Origin of the sequence: Pseudomonas sp. UBA5666, from assembly GCF_002420785.1 — a bacterium.
Taxonomy (GTDB): Bacteria; Pseudomonadota; Gammaproteobacteria; order Pseudomonadales; family Pseudomonadaceae; genus Aquipseudomonas; species Aquipseudomonas fulva.
On the sequence record NZ_DIIQ01000002.1, the window covers coordinates 505761 to 520108 of the forward strand.

Annotated in this window: 13 protein-coding genes; all 13 read left to right on the forward strand. The window is 58.1% G+C overall.

The window, feature by feature from the left end; all coding sequences use genetic code 11:
* Window positions 1–110: 110 nt before the first annotated feature.
* Entirely contained in the window at window positions 111–2117 is a 2007-nt protein-coding gene (locus B2Y33_RS02645) for a M3 family metallopeptidase (protein WP_206405061.1), read from the forward strand.
* A 61-nt stretch (window positions 2118–2178) separates the two neighbouring features.
* Window positions 2179–3237, forward strand: coding sequence for a PA0069 family radical SAM protein (locus B2Y33_RS02650; RefSeq protein WP_027913264.1), 1059 nt, complete (start codon window positions 2179–2181; stop codon window positions 3235–3237).
* 541 nt (window positions 3238–3778) lie between these two features.
* The gene (trbB, locus tag B2Y33_RS02655) at window positions 3779–4729 is read left to right on the forward strand and encodes a P-type conjugative transfer ATPase TrbB (RefSeq protein ID WP_305955236.1); all 951 of its coding nucleotides are present in this window, start codon (window positions 3779–3781) and stop codon (window positions 4727–4729) included.
* A 13-nt stretch (window positions 4730–4742) separates the two neighbouring features.
* Window positions 4743–5144, forward strand: coding sequence for a TrbC/VirB2 family protein (locus B2Y33_RS02660; RefSeq protein ID WP_050587287.1), 402 nt, complete (start codon window positions 4743–4745; stop codon window positions 5142–5144).
* Window positions 5145–5147: 3 nt separating this feature from the next.
* The gene (locus B2Y33_RS02665; RefSeq protein ID WP_023532470.1) at window positions 5148–5459 is read left to right on the forward strand and encodes a conjugal transfer protein TrbD; all 312 of its coding nucleotides are present in this window, start codon (window positions 5148–5150) and stop codon (window positions 5457–5459) included.
* Entirely contained in the window at window positions 5456–8014 is a 2559-nt protein-coding gene (locus B2Y33_RS02670; protein ID WP_027913263.1) for a VirB4 family type IV secretion/conjugal transfer ATPase, read from the forward strand. The genes B2Y33_RS02665 and B2Y33_RS02670 overlap by 4 nt, the downstream gene beginning before the upstream one ends.
* Window positions 8011–8769 (forward strand): VirB8/TrbF family protein, encoded by a 759-nt coding sequence (locus B2Y33_RS02675; RefSeq protein ID WP_027913262.1) that lies wholly within the window; start codon window positions 8011–8013, stop codon window positions 8767–8769. The genes B2Y33_RS02670 and B2Y33_RS02675 overlap by 4 nt, the downstream gene beginning before the upstream one ends.
* 10 nt (window positions 8770–8779) lie before the next feature.
* Complete coding sequence (trbG, locus tag B2Y33_RS02680; protein WP_206405060.1) at window positions 8780–9670, forward strand: P-type conjugative transfer protein TrbG; 891 nt, start codon at window positions 8780–8782, stop codon at window positions 9668–9670.
* A 2-nt stretch (window positions 9671–9672) separates the two neighbouring features.
* Window positions 9673–10116, forward strand: coding sequence for a hypothetical protein (locus B2Y33_RS02685; protein ID WP_081728179.1), 444 nt, complete (start codon window positions 9673–9675; stop codon window positions 10114–10116).
* A gap of 6 nt (window positions 10117–10122) precedes the next feature.
* Window positions 10123–11520: a TrbI/VirB10 family protein gene (locus tag B2Y33_RS02690; RefSeq protein ID WP_027913260.1), complete on the forward strand. Its 1398-nt coding sequence runs from the start codon at window positions 10123–10125 to the stop codon at window positions 11518–11520.
* Window positions 11521–11543: 23 nt separating this feature from the next.
* Complete coding sequence (gene trbJ, locus B2Y33_RS02695; RefSeq protein WP_033694858.1) at window positions 11544–12323, forward strand: P-type conjugative transfer protein TrbJ; 780 nt, start codon at window positions 11544–11546, stop codon at window positions 12321–12323.
* Window positions 12324–12333: 10 nt separating this feature from the next.
* Window positions 12334–12579 (forward strand): entry exclusion lipoprotein TrbK, encoded by a 246-nt coding sequence (gene trbK, locus B2Y33_RS02700; protein ID WP_111475819.1) that lies wholly within the window; start codon window positions 12334–12336, stop codon window positions 12577–12579.
* Window positions 12580–12705: 126 nt separating this feature from the next.
* Window positions 12706–14298 (forward strand): P-type conjugative transfer protein TrbL, encoded by a 1593-nt coding sequence (gene trbL, locus B2Y33_RS02705; RefSeq protein WP_178102841.1) that lies wholly within the window; start codon window positions 12706–12708, stop codon window positions 14296–14298.
* The last annotated feature ends 50 nt before the right edge of the window (window positions 14299–14348 follow it).

Below are 14348 nucleotides of genomic sequence, written 5' to 3' on the forward strand. Positions count from 1 at the left end.
CCCGGGTGCAAGGCCCGGGCGGTGGCGGCTGGTGGTAATTAAGAGCGACCTGCACGCTTGCGCAGTCGTCCACGCTTGCATGCTCCCATCATTGAGCAAGGTAACGCGTGATGAGCAACCCGCTTCTGCAAGACGGCAATGTGCCCGTCGACTACCCCTCCATTACAGTCGAAAGCATGCAGGATGCGTTCGACCAGGTCCTTGAGCAGTATGCACAGGGCATTGAGCGCGTGATCAACAGCCAGCCATCGATGCCAACATGGGATGACCTGGTGCTGGCCATGGATGATCTGGACGCCCAGGTGTACGCAGTGCTTTATGGGGTAATGCCCTTTCTGGGCAAAGGGCAGACCTGGAGTGACCCTATCCTGGCGTTTCATATCGCGGCCAGCGCTGCGTTGGACTCAAGGTTTAGCAACGAGCAGCTTCAATCGCTGTATGAACAGCTGGCGCACAGCGATATCGGCGTTAACCTCGATGATCGCCAGCGGGCAACACTGCGCTGGCACTTGGAAAGGTTTCGCGTGAGTGGCGCTTCCCTGCCCACGAGCGACAAGGCGCGGCTGCTCGACCTGCAACGTCGGATAACCGAGCTTGAAGAGCAGTATCTGATTAATCTCGACCAGCCGGACATGATCGTCGATGACGTCACTCAGCTGCGTGGTCTGTCCCAACGCAGTCTCGATGAGTTGAGCGAGCGAGCAAGGCAGCGTGGCAGTAACGGATGGTCCATACCTTGCGAAAGCTGGGCTGCCGAGCGTGTGCTGGAAGAGGCCGAGCTGGGTGCTCTCCGTGAGCAGGTGTATCAGGCTTTTCATGGACGTGGCGTCAATACCGACCTGTCGCAAGATAATGGTCAAGTGCTGCAGCAACTGGCCCTTCTGCGCCATGAACAAGCGACGCTATTGGCGTTCTCCGATCACATGACCCTGAGCTTGGCGCGTAAAAGTGCTGGTTCGCCAGACCAGGTTCGCGCCTTCCTGCAAAGCTTGGCTGCTGGCATGAAGCCCGTGGTGCTGCAGTGGCGCTCAGACTTTGAGCGTGACGCTCAGGCATTGGGGCTGGAAGACATGCAGCCCTGGGACCTACGCTTTGCCCAAAAGCAACTGCGAGACGCGGCCAAGATAGTGCCAAAGGACGCGCTGCGCGAATTTTTCCCGATGGCTGCCGTCATCGACGCGTTGGTCCAGCTGGCCAAGCGGCTCTTTGACCTGGAGTTGAGGCCAACCCCTGCCCCCGTATGGGCACCCTCGGTACTGGTGTTCGAGGCATTCCAGGACGACGCACGGATTGGCTTGCTCTACCTCGATGCCGTGCAGCACGCCGGTAAGCAGGCAGAGGCGGTGTTCACAACGTATGTGCGTAACCGCCGGATCGACGCGGAAGGGATTTTCCAGCAAGCGGTGGTGATCGTCTTCAGCGATGTGCCCGAAGGTAGTGCAGGTGCGCAGCCACTGTTGGATCACCTCGCGTTGCGCAAGCTGTATCACGAGTTCGGCCATGCCTTGCACCACCTCTTGGTGCGCACGGACAATCAGATCCAGTCGGGCGTAGTCGAACTCGGTACGGACGGTACGGAGCTCTTCGGCAAGCTGTTCGAACGTTGGGTGTGGAACGCCGCCTATCTCGTCAGCATTTCCTCGCACTATTCGGATGGGCGTCAGATTGACAGGGCGCAGGTCGAGCAGTGCGTCGAGCGCTACAGACGCGAAGCCATCGGCGAAGCCGCGCTTGAGCTGAGCAAGGCCTTGTTCGATGTGGATCTGCACACGAACCCAGCTGACGGGAAAACCCTTCGCCAGCGATTTACTCGATCGCGCGAGCAATGTGGTTACTGGCCTTTGAACGCCCTAGAGCACCCAGCCCACGCCTTCGACCACCTGGTTACCGGCTATGACGCCGGTTATTACGCGTACCTCTGGGCAGATGTATGTGCTGTGGATATCTTCACCCGCTTCGAGCAAACAGGGCTACTTGATCGTGCACTTGGACAGGCGCTGTTCGAGTCATTGATTGCCCCCGGAGCATCGCGCCCATTGCGTGAAGGAGTGATGCAGTTTCTTGGCCGTGAGACAAACCTACACCCCTACCTCCAGTGGCTTCAGGCCGTCGGATGATCGGGCTGGCAATTAGTCGCCAGGCCCTTTACTGTACATGCATACAGTAAAGGGTGTAGCCATGTCATATTCACCTCCGTTGAAGGGCCGCGGCACTGCGCATAACCCGCATAACCGCTTCGGCCCTACCCACTCTTCGCATGAGGACGATGGCTGGTACCAAGATGTACCGGTCACGCAAGGGACCGAAGTGCGGATCGAGACGGCCAAGACGGTTATCAGCCGCAATACCTCACCCGATCTGCCCTTCGACCGGTCGATAAACCCTTATCGCGGTTGCGAGCACGGGTGCATCTACTGCTATGCACGCCCTTCGCACGCCTATTGGGATTTGTCGCCTGGTCTGGATTTCGAAACCAAGCTGATTGCCAAGACCAATGCAGCCGATGTGCTGGCGCAACAGCTGAGCAAACCTGGGTACGTGTGTGCGCCAATCAACCTGGGGGCGAACACCGACCCTTATCAGCCCATAGAGCGCGAATACATGCTGACCCGGCGTTTGCTGGAGGTGCTGCTGAAGTTTCGCCACCCAGTGACCATCGTTACCAAGGGCGCCTTGGTTCTGCGTGACCTTGACCTGTTGACTGAAATGGCCAGCTTGCGGCTCGTGCGCGTGATGATCAGCCATACCACCCTTGATGCCGGCCTCAAGCGCATTCTGGAGCCCCGTGCCGCTTCGCCTGCTGCACGCTTGCGGGCCATACGCCTGCTGCGCGATGCCGGCGTACCCGTAGGCGTCCTGTGCTCGCCGATCATTCCCATGATCAACGACTGTGAACTGGAGCAGTTGCTGGAGTCGGCGCAAGAGGCTGGGGCGCAAAGCGCAGCCTACATGATGCTTCGCTTACCGCTTGAGGTGGCCCCTCTGTTTGAGCAGTGGTTGCACGATCACTACCCGCAGCGTGCAGCCCATGTAATCAGCCTTATTCGGCAAAGCCGGGGTGGAGCGCTTTATGACAGCCGTTTCGGTGCTCGTATGCAGGGCGAGGGTATTTTTGCGCAGTTGTTGGCGCAGCGTTTTGACAGGGCTGTACGCAAGCTGAACCTGGAGGGCCGTGAATCTCTGCAACTTGATTGCTCATTGTTCAGCCCACCCGGCAGACAACTTCAATTGCTTTGAACCAATTAACGTAGATGCTGTCTGGCTTGCTCGTTGATATCTAAGTGCCATCATCGTATGGCTGTCTTATATCAACTCACAGCCAACAGAAGCGATGTTTGCGCAGGAGGCAATTGTGAACTGGGCCACAAAAAAATGTTTTGGCTAATTGTGAATTGCCTCTCATTTTTTGTGAAAGGCGATCAGTCAGCGGTAGTGGCGTTTAGCTGCCAGCATTACTGGCGCTCATGGTAGAGACCAGCTACGGCGCGGGTTTCAGAGGCACGCGTGCGGTCAATTCGAAGAACGCTCGTACCAATTTTGTAGGAAAAGACTTACATGGCTGTAAGAGATTTACCATTTCGTTAGCAATTGTTGCTCCGGTAACCTCCGCGCCATTGTGGATCGCCTCTCGTAACTTGAAAGCATCTGGTCAGCCCAGGTGGATATTTCGAGCGAGGCGCGTTTTGCCCCTCATCAGTAGTTGAAGATCTGTAACACACGCTCGGTGGAATACCTTGCGATTGGGTCAGCGTTTAATTCATGGACGAATAGTGTGGATATTGCAGAAACTGTCAGCCTGAAAGATCGCGCCAAGAAAAAACTTGAACGCGATGCCGGCCCGCTGATTATCGACGCGCTCAACCATCCGCAGACCGTCGAGTTGATGTGTAACGGCGACGGTAAGCTGTGGCTCGAACAATTGGGCCAACCGATGAGGCACATTGGCGACCTGCGCCCGGCGCAGGCCGAGTCCATCATCAAGACCGTGGCCGGCTTCCATGGCAAGGAAGTGACCCGCAGCAAACCGCTGCTCGAAGGCGAATGGCCCCTCGATGGGTCGCGCTTCGCGGGCCAGCTTCCGCCAGTGGTGCGCGCCGCCACGTTTGCGATCCGAAAAAAAGCGGTCGCCATCTACACCCTGGACCAGTATGTGGAGTCGGCGATCATGACGCCGGCCCAGTGCGATGCCATCAAGCGGGCCATCCGCGATCACCGCAATATCCTCGTTATCGGCGGTACGGGTACCGGCAAGACCACCCTGGTCAACGCAGTCATCAACGAGATGGTCATCGAGTTCCCCAGTGAGCGGGTATTCATCATCGAGGACACCGGTGAGATTCAGTGCGCTGCCAAGAACTTCGTGCAGTACCACACCACCGTCGACGTAAGCATGACCCACCTGCTCAAGACCTCCTTGCGCATGCGGCCTGACCGCATCTTGGTCGGTGAGGTGCGTGGCGAAGAGGCACTCGACCTGATCGACGCCTGGAACACTGGTCACCCTGGCGGTGCTGCGACCCTGCATGCCAACAGCGCCAGTGAAGGGCTGACCCGTCTTAAATCCCTGGTTTCTCGCAACAAGTCGGCCCCGGCCGACATCGAGCCGCTGATTGGCGAAGCGGTTCACGTCGTCATCTCCATCGCCAGAACCCCAGAAGGCCGCCGCATCCAGGAAATCCTCGAGGTTTCCGGGTACGAAAACGGCCGTTACATCATGCGCAACCTCTAGGAAAACATCGCACATGCAAGCCAACATTTCTCTGTCCCGCATCAATGCCCAAACGTTTGGCTATCTGGCGCTCTGCCTGTTGATGCTCTACGTAATGGTCACCCCGGAAAATGCATTCGCCTCTACTGCCGGTAGCGGCAGCTTGCCCTACGAGAGCTGGTTGGAGTCTCTGCAGAAATCGGTGACTGGCCCAGTCGCCTTTGCCCTGTCGCTGATCGGCATCGTGGTCGCAGGCGGCGTGCTGATCTTCGGTGGCGACCTCAACGGCTTCTTCCGCACGCTGATCTTCCTGGTGCTGGTTATGGCACTGATCGTGGGCGCCAACAACATCATGCAGAAATTCTTCGGCACCTCGGCTGAACTGGCCCAATCGGTACCGATGATGACTGCCCACTCGGTACAAGGGCAGGTCTGAACCATGGCGCTGCGCACCATCCCTATTCGCCGTGCGGGAAACCGCGACAATCTGTTCATGGGTGGCGACCGCGAGCTGGTGATGTTCTCCGGCCTGCTGGCATTCGCCCTGATCTTCAGCGCCCAGGAATTGCGCGCCACGGTAGTCGGGCTGGTGCTGTGGTTTGCCGCACTTTTCATTCTGCGGGTCATGGCCAAGGCCGACCCGAAGATGCGCCCGGTGTACCTGCGTCATCGACGCTACAAGTCTTACTACCCGGCGCGTAGTACCCCGTACAGGGACAACCCGCCAAGTCAGGGAAATCAATACAAATGATCGAAGGTATTGCGTATGCCATCGCAGCCCTCGGTGCGTTGCTGGTCCTGCTGCTGGTCCAGCGTCTCCTGCAGGTCGATGCCGAGCTCAAGCTCAAAAAGCACCGCTCCAAAGATGCGGGCCTCTCAGATCTGCTGAACCATGCGGCGCTGGTCGACGACGGTGTGATCGTCGGCAAGAACGGCGCATTCATGGCTGCGTGGTTGTATCGAGGTGACGATAACGCCAGCAGCACCGACGCCCAGCGCGAGTTGGTATCGCTGCGTATCAACCAGGCCTTGGTTGGGTTGGGCAGTGGGTGGATGATCCACGTCGATGCCGTGCGGCGTCCTGCGGTCAATTATTCCAGCAAGGGTTTCTCGCATTTCCCGGATCGGCTCACCGAAGCGATGGACGAAGAGCGACGCAGCTTCTTCGAGTCATTGGGATCGTTGTATGAAGGTTATTTCGTCCTGACGCTGACTTACTTCCCGCCCATGCTGGCGCAGCAGAAGTTCGTCGAGCTGATGTTCGACGATGACACGCCGCCGCCAGACCACAAGGCGCGCACGCGTAACCTTATCGAGCAATTCAAGCGCGATTGCACCAGCGTCGAGGGCAGCCTGTCGTCGGTGCTCAAGATGACACGTTTGAAGGCCAATACGCTGGTGACAGAGGAAGGCGCACAGATCACCCATGAGGATCTGCTCAGCTGGGTCCAGTTCTGCGTGACCGGTATAAGCCAACCCGTACAGTTACCAAGCAACCCCATGTACCTGGATGCCATTCTTGGCGGCAAGGAACTGTGGGGGGGCGTGGTACCGAAGATCGGCCGCAACTTCATTCAGGTGGTGGCGATAGAAGGTTTTCCGCTGGAGTCTGCGCCCGGCATCCTGGCCGCGCTTGCCGAGCTGCCCTGCGAATACCGGTGGTCCAGTCGCTTCATATTCATGGATACCCATGAGGCCGTGCGACACCTGGATAAATACCGCAAGAAATGGAAGCAGAAGGTTCGTGGCTTTTTCGATCAAGTCTTCAACACCAACAGCGGCAATATCGACCAGGACGCGCTCTCGATGGTGCAGGATGCGGCTGACGCGATCGCCGAGGTCAACAGTGGCTTGATCGCTCAGGGCTATTACACCAGCGTCGTAGTCTTGATGGATGAGGACCGCCAGCAACTTGAAGAAGCCGCCCGTGGTGTGGAGAAGGCCATCGAGCGGCTTGGCTTTGCCGCTCGTATCGAGACCATCAATACGCTGGACGCGTATCTGGGAAGCCTGCCGGGCCATGGCGTTGAAAACGTCCGTCGCCCGTTGATGAATACGCTGAACCTGGCTGACATGCTGCCCACCAGCAGCATCTGGACAGGCAGCGCCGAAGCCCCCTGCCCACTCTACCCGCCGCTTTCGCCGGCGCTGATGCACTGTGTAACCAGCGGTGCCACGCCGTTCCGTCTGAATCTGCACGTGCGCGATCTGGGTCACACATTCATGTTCGGCCCCACGGGTGCGGGTAAGTCCACGCACCTGGCGCTGATCGCTGCACAACTGCGCCGCTACCAGGGCATGTCGATTTTCGCCTTCGACAAAGGCATGTCCATGTACCCCCTCGCAGCAGGTATCCGGGCAGAAAGTGCCGGGAGCTCCGGGCTTCACTTCACCGTAGCGGCCGACGACGAGCGTCTTGCCTTCTGCCCTCTGCAGTTCCTGGAAACCAAGGGTGACCGCGCGTGGGCGATGGAATGGCTCGATACCATCCTGGCGCTGAACGGCCTTGAGACCACCGCTGCACAGCGTAACGAAATTGGCCATGCGGTGATGAGCATGTACCGCGACGGTTCGCGCACCCTTTCCGAGTTCTGCCTGGTGGTGCAGGACGAGAACGTGCGTGAAACCCTGCGCCAGTACACCGTCGACGGAACCATGGGGCACCTGCTCGATGCCGATGAGGATGGTTTGACACTGTCCGACTTCACCGTCTTCGAGATCGAAGAACTGATGAACCTGGGCGACAAGTACGCCTTGCCAGTGCTGCTTTATCTGTTCCGCCGTATCGAACGCGCGCTCAAGGGGCAGCCGGCGGTGATCATTCTCGACGAAGCCTGGCTGATGCTTGGCCACCCCGCTTTCCGCGAGAAAATCCGTGAGTGGCTCAAAGTGTTGCGTAAGGCCAACTGCCTGGTACTGATGGCTACCCAGAGCCTGTCGGATGCCGCCAACTCCGGCATTCTCGATGTCATCGTCGAGTCGACGGCCACCAAGATCTTCCTGCCTAACGTCTATGCACGTGATGAAGACACTTCATTGCTGTACCGGCGCATGGGCTTGAACGCCCGGCAGATCGAAATCCTCGCCACCGCCGTACCCAAGCGTCAGTACTACTACGTCTCGGAAAACGGCCGCCGGTTATATGACCTTGCCCTGGGTCCGCTCGCCCTGGCGTTCGTCGGCGCCTCCGATAAAGAGTCGGTGGCCGCCATCAAGCGACTGGAAGCCAAGTATGGCAACGGTTGGGTGGACGAATGGCTGGCCGCCCGTGGCCTCAGACTGAATGATTATGGAGTGGCCGCATGAGCTTCGCTGAACGCATGAAAGCGATGGTGCGCAAACGCCCCGCTGAATCTGTCGATACCGTTACCGGCGCCCCGTCGCCGCAAGGCGCAGTACTCGACAACCCCTACCTGACGGCCCGCCGTACCTGGAATGACCATGTCGGCAGCGTCGTGACCTCGCGCCTGATGTGGCAGGTGGTTGCGATCCTGTCGATGATGATCGCCCTGGCCTGTGTGGGCGGGCTGATTCATATCGGCAGCCAGTCCAAGTTCGTGCCCTACGTGGTTGAAGTGGACAAGCTTGGGCAGCCATTGGCGGTAGCGCCGGCGCAGGTGGCGCAGCCAGTCGATCAACGCGTTGTGAAATCGCAAATCGCCAGCTTCATTGCCGATGCCCGCACCGTCACGCCGGACGTGGCGCTGTTGCGCAAATCGATCTTCCGCATTTATGCGCTGCTCAGCCAGAACGATCCGGCTACGCAGAAAATGAACGAATGGCTCAACGGCACCAAGGACTCGAGCCCGTTCGTGCGCGCTGCAGAGGAAACCGTCAGCGTCGACATCCGTTCGGTCATGCAGCAGACCCCGGAGACATGGCAGGTGGACTGGGAAGAAGTCACTCGTGATCGGCAAGGCCTGGTCAAGAGCAAAGTCAACTGGCGTGCCCTGGTAACCACCTATACCGCCGAACCCACTACTCAAACCAGCGAAGAGCAACTGCGGATGAACCCGATCGGGACCTATGTGCGCGACTTCTCCTGGTCTAAGCAACTCTGAAGGACCGACCATGAACCGTTATCTTTGCGCTTTGCTCGCCGCCGCACTGCCTGCGTTCGTTCAGGCCGCGCCCGGCACCAGTCAGGCCGACCTGTACTTCTCGGACGCCAACCCTACCTTGACCCCGCAGGAAAAGGCCGGCCTGGCCATTTCCCAGCGTTGGCAGCAGGCCAGTGCCACTGGCATCAAGCCGGTCGATGGTGGCGACGGCACTGCCCGCTTCATCTTCGGTGCCCAGCAGCCGAGCATCGTCTGCGCCGTGTTGCAGGTGTGCGACATCGCCCTGCAAGCCGGTGAGCAGGTCAACTCGATCAACCTGGGTGACACTGCACGCTGGACTGTCGAGCCGGCCATCACCGGTGTGGGCCCGAGCGAAGTACAACACCTGATCATCAAGCCCATGGACGTGGGGCTGGAGACGTCGCTGGTGGTCACCACCAACCGCCGCACCTACCACTTCAAGCTCCGCTCGCACCGCACCCAGTACATGCCGCAGGTGGCCTTCACCTATCCGGAAGAAGCGCTGGCGAAGTGGAACATGATCAAGCAGCGCGAAACCACCGAGCGCAAGCGCGCGACCATCCCCGAAACCGGCGAATACCTGGGTAACCTGAGCTTCGACTACACCGTCGAAGGCGACACTGCCTGGAAACCCGTGCGGGTTTATAACGATGGCAGCAAGACCATCATCCAGATGCCGCAAACCGTAGCCCAAACCGAGGCCCCGTCGCTGATGGTGGTGCGCAAGGACGGCGGCTGGTTCCGGGATGATGAGACCGTGATGGTCAACTACCGCATCCAGGGCGACCGTTACATTGTTGACACCGTGTTCGACAAAGCCATCCTGATTGCCGGCGTGGGCAAGTCCCAGGACCGTGTCACCATCCAGCGGGGTAAATGAGCATGCGCGCTTGTCTAGCACTGTTCGCCACCCTGTGGCTGGCCGCCTGTGCCAACGGGCCTTATGGCAACTTCGCCGAGCGCACATCGCCTGCGGTCAACCAGCAGCTGGCGCAGGCCACCGTTCGCCAGTTGGCGGTGGTGCACCCGCCTGCCAGCACCCGCTTGCGGTTTGCTCAGGAAACCCGTGATGGCTTCGGTACTGCCCTGTTGAGCACTCTGCGCGCCTCGGGCTATTCCGTGCAGGAGTTCGACCCCAAGGCGCAGCCAGCGCCTGCTGCGCGCGGCGTGGTACCTGCGCTGCCGCTGAACTACGTGGTCGACACCCCCAAAGACACCCAGCTGCTGCGGGTGATCCTGCGGGTCGGCCCTGAAACCCTGAGCCGTGCCTATGGCGTACAGAACGATCGCCTGCTGGCTGCTGGCGTCTGGGTTCGCAAGGAGTGACATGGGATGAGTAAAGCTAACGATGCCATGTCCCCGGATGCCTCCCCTGGCAAGCTGAACCGCAGCAGCGGTGTGCGTCGCGTGAACAACTGGCCGATGTACATCATCGGTGCTGCGACCGCTATCTTCCTGCTGATCATGATGCTGGTGGCAGCGGATCGGTCGGGTGAGCAGAGCGAGCCGAAGGACAAGAAGAGTGAAAAAACGGGCAACAGTAGCCTGTTTGCCAGTCAGATCAGCGGTATGGACTCGGACGGGATCATCCCAAGCAAGGCAGAACCGCCAAAAGTGCCAGTGCTCGACAACGCGCCCGCGCGCGAACCTGAGCGGCTTCAGGTGGTGCGCCCGGACAACCTTGATGCGCCGCCATTGCCTCCGCGTGCGTCGCAGCCAGATGTGAATGCGGACGAGTTGCAACGCATTCGCGTAATGAAGGCGCAGCAGTTCCAGGAGGCAGTGCGGGCCAGGAGCACCGTTCAGGTGCAAGCACCGCGTAGCGCAGCATCCTCTCAACCGACTCATGGTCCGCTGGGCCCTCAGGACGCGCTCGCAAACATTGCGGCTGCACGCCAACGGTTGGATGAACAGGCGCGAAGTGATCCAAACAGCGCCTTCAAGGCCCGCATGGCCGAACTGCGTCGTGCAGGCATGGGCGGCGTCGGTGGTGGCGCTGACGGCGACGATGACTCGCCGTTTAGAGTAACGCCTTCATCCGCTCGCAATGCGGGCTACGACCAGTTCGCCGCAGGTGGGAGCGAAGACCGTTGGGCACTGAATTCGAAAGTGGAGGCACCGAGAAGCCCTTACGAGTTGCGCGCCGGCTTCATTATTCCCGCGATGCTGGTGTCTGGGATCAACTCCGACTTGCCAGGGCAGATCATTGGGCAGGTCACTCAGGGCGTCTATGACACTGCGACCGGCAAGCACTTGTTGGTGCCTCAGGGCGCGCGGCTGGTGGGGTCGTACTCCAGCGAGGTGGCCTATGGTCAGGCGCGAGTACTGGTTGCCTGGCAGCGCATCATTTTTCCAGATGGCAAGGCGATGGATATCGGCGCGATGCCTGGAGCGGACGGCCTGGGCTATTCCGGTCTGAGCGATCAAGTCAATAACCACTATGTGCGACTCTTCGGGTCTGCCTTCCTGATGTCCGGCGTAGTGGCCGGGATCAGCTTGAGCCAAGACCAGAACAACAGCAGCAGTTTTGGTGGCGGCAATCAGCGCGAGAGTGCCAGCAGCGCCATGAGCGAAGCACTGGGTCAGCAGTTGGGTCAGGTGACGGCCCAGATGATCGCCAAGAACCTGAATATCGCCCCCACCCTCGAGATTCGCCCTGGATTCCGTTTCAACGTGATGGTCACCAAAGACCTTACGTTTTCCAAGCCTTATCAATCGTTTGACTACTGATGGACTAAGTCAAGGAGAGGACTATGAACAGACCTACCGCGTTTAAATCGGCTCTGGGCTTAGTGGCTGGTATCGGGCTCGCCCTGCAAGCCCATGCTGGGATTCCAGTGATCGATGGAGCGAATGTGGCGCTTAATAAGGTCACTTCTATTGAAAGCATTGCCCAGACGGCAAAGCAGATCGAAGAGTATGCAACGCAGGTTAACCAATACAAGACACAGCTTGATCAGTACGAAAACATGATCAAGAATACTGTCGCCCCTGCAGCTTATATCTGGGATGAAGCGAACAACACGATCAACAAACTGATGCGTGCCCAGGATATGCTGGACTACTACACCAATCAGGCGGGTAGTTTCGATTCCTATTTGGATAAGTTCCAGGATACAAGCTACTACAGGAACTCCCCCTGCTATGGGAGCGGCGGATGCTCAGCTGAAGACGAGGCGGCCATTCAGAAACAACAGGACATGGCCACTGCATCCCAGAAAAACGCAAACGATGGGATGTTCAAGAGCATCAAACAGCAGCAAGAAAACCTGAAAGCGGACGCTCGGCAGCTTGAGAGGCTCCAACAGGCTGCCACCACTGCCGATGGACAAGTGAAGGCCATTCAATATGCCAACCAACTGTCTAGCCAGCAGGCCAATCAGCTACTTCAACTGCGTACCTTGATGCTGGCGCAGCAAACCGCCGAAGCCAACCGTCATGCTGCAGAGCTCGATGAGCGAGCACGTGGCGAAGCCCAGAATCGCAGGCTCACCGATTGGACTTATAAAAAGAGCCCTAAAGATGATTTTTAATGGAGAAGTTATGAAAGTGTTTAGCGTAAAAGCTGCCCTCGTGCTGGTTACTGCCGGGTTGCTGGCAGGTTGCTTTGGCGAAGACGTACCGCAGGCTACGGCTGAAAACTGCTCGCCCGTTATGTACGAAAAAGTCCTTGCAGAACTTTCGAAAGAGGCCAGTAAAAATGAGTTCAAAGCCAACTGTGATAGTTTCTTGTCTTCCAAAAAAATGACGGATTGGGAATTTAAGAAAAGTCCGAAGGACGATTTCTAGTAAGGAATGAGTTTTATGCTTGGCAAACGTCGGGATTTGTTCGTAAACGCCTTGGCTATCCTCGCCATTCTGTCAATCCCGGCGGTGGCTCAAGCGGCGGGCCCCGGGTTAGGCAGCTCGGGAATCATGAACGAAGTGCTCCATCGCTTCCGTGATGCCACCCAGGAATGGTTGCCCGCCATTCAGGCTGCTGCTGAACGGCTGTTTTTGGCACTGACCGTGATTTCCATGGTGTGGACGTTTGGGCTCATGCTGCTCAAAAAAGCCGACATTGGCGAGTTTTTCGCAGAGCTGATACGGTTTCTGGTGGTGTTCGGGTTGTTTTGGTGGTTACTGAGAAATGCCATGCAGGGCCTCCAATTGGCTGAGAGCATCGTGAGATCATTGAGCGAACTGGGATCGACAACCGGTAATATTGGTACTACTGATCTCCAGCCGTCTACCATTGTCGACATAGGGTTCGAACTCTATGACCGGACAGTTAAAGCGACTGATAAGCTGAGCTGGTACCAAATGGGCCGGCAGATCACTATGGAACTAATGGCAATTGTTGTTCTGGTCGTCCTGGCCGTAGTGGGTATCAACCTGCTAATACTTCTGGCATCGAGTTGGTTCTTATTGTATGCCGGTGTGTTTTTCTTGGGCTTCGGCGGCTCGCGATGGACTTCTGATATCGCCTTGAACTATTACCGAGCGGTATTAGGTGTCGGGGCCCAGCTGTTTTCGATGGTCCTTCTTGTCGCCATTGGCAAACGTTTCATTGAAGACTTCGCTAACCGCATTAGCGACAAAATGGCAGTGCAAGAGCTGGCTGTGATGCTCGTAGTCTCTGTGCTGCTACTTTTACTTGTTCACAAAATTCCGCCCATGATTGCAGCGCTGGTAGGTGGCGCAGGCAGTGCTTCATCGGGCATCGGAAACTTTAGCGCAGGCGCGGTAGTGGGTGCGGCAACTACCGCTGTTTCGATGGCTGGAAAGGGTGCATCTGCAGTCGCCAGCGGCGGGGCAAACCTGATAGGTGGTGCGCAGGCTGTGCATGCCGCATTCAAAGGAGCGCAATCAAGCGTCGCATCTGGCTCCGACATTGGCTCGCGCATGGCTAGCGGTCTTTCCGGCATGTTGGGTGGCGGCACCAATGGGGGCCAAGCGGGTTCACCTGGCGGCAAAAGTAGTAGTTCGGAATCAAGTCCTCTCAGCTCAGTGATGGGCTTGTCCTCATCATCGAGTGCGGGAAGCGTACAAAGCGCCTCCTCTAGCGGAGGCGAACAGTCCTTGACCAGTGCAGGTGCAGAGTCGTCTGGTTCATCTGCTGGCGGGGCGCAAGAGAGTGTCGCTGACGCTGGAGGTGGAAGCACAGCAGGGGGCAGTAACGACTCTGCAACCGCCGCTGGCGCTGCGGGTGCTCAGGGGGGTAGCACCTCTTCCGCCTCAAAAGACGCTGCAGGCAGCACCGCTGGCAGCGGTTCAGCTCAGACCTCCTCAAGTAAGTTGGGTAATGCGGGACGTGTCGCTTTGCAAACAACAGCGAATCTAATCTCAGGTTCAGGCCGTGTGGCGCAGGCGCGCGTAGACAAAAGCTCGGGCGGTAAGCTGGCTCAGGCAGTGAGCAATAGCGGCCAGCGTACATCAGGCAACTTGGACACGCAGTCAAAAAGCCGTGACTTCAACCCCGACGCAGAAGTGAAGAGCTTCAGCGAGCGCAAACAAGATTTGTCCTGACCTGGAGGTCGTTGTGAAGAACTCAATACGCTCAACTCAAATACTGTTGG

What these genes read in the sequence shown, in the direction of transcription:
- B2Y33_RS02685 (WP_081728179.1), top strand. Translation starts at nt 9,673, where the DNA reads ATGCGCGCTTGTCTAGCACTGTTCGCCACCCTGTGGCTGGCCGCCTGT.
- trbK (WP_111475819.1), top strand. Translation starts at nt 12,334, where the DNA reads ATGAAAGTGTTTAGCGTAAAAGCTGCCCTCGTGCTGGTTACTGCCGGG.
- B2Y33_RS02660 (WP_050587287.1), top strand. Translation starts at nt 4,743, where the DNA reads ATGCAAGCCAACATTTCTCTGTCCCGCATCAATGCCCAAACGTTTGGC.
- B2Y33_RS02670 (WP_027913263.1), top strand. Translation starts at nt 5,456, where the DNA reads ATGATCGAAGGTATTGCGTATGCCATCGCAGCCCTCGGTGCGTTGCTG.
- B2Y33_RS02650 (WP_027913264.1), top strand. Translation starts at nt 2,179, where the DNA reads ATGTCATATTCACCTCCGTTGAAGGGCCGCGGCACTGCGCATAACCCG.
- trbG (WP_206405060.1), top strand. Translation starts at nt 8,780, where the DNA reads ATGAACCGTTATCTTTGCGCTTTGCTCGCCGCCGCACTGCCTGCGTTC.
- B2Y33_RS02665 (WP_023532470.1), top strand. Translation starts at nt 5,148, where the DNA reads ATGGCGCTGCGCACCATCCCTATTCGCCGTGCGGGAAACCGCGACAAT.
- B2Y33_RS02645 (WP_206405061.1), top strand. Translation starts at nt 111, where the DNA reads ATGAGCAACCCGCTTCTGCAAGACGGCAATGTGCCCGTCGACTACCCC.
- B2Y33_RS02690 (WP_027913260.1), top strand. Translation starts at nt 10,123, where the DNA reads ATGAGTAAAGCTAACGATGCCATGTCCCCGGATGCCTCCCCTGGCAAG.
- trbL (WP_178102841.1), top strand. Translation starts at nt 12,706, where the DNA reads ATGAACGAAGTGCTCCATCGCTTCCGTGATGCCACCCAGGAATGGTTG.
- trbJ (WP_033694858.1), top strand. Translation starts at nt 11,544, where the DNA reads ATGAACAGACCTACCGCGTTTAAATCGGCTCTGGGCTTAGTGGCTGGT.
- B2Y33_RS02675 (WP_027913262.1), top strand. Translation starts at nt 8,011, where the DNA reads ATGAGCTTCGCTGAACGCATGAAAGCGATGGTGCGCAAACGCCCCGCT.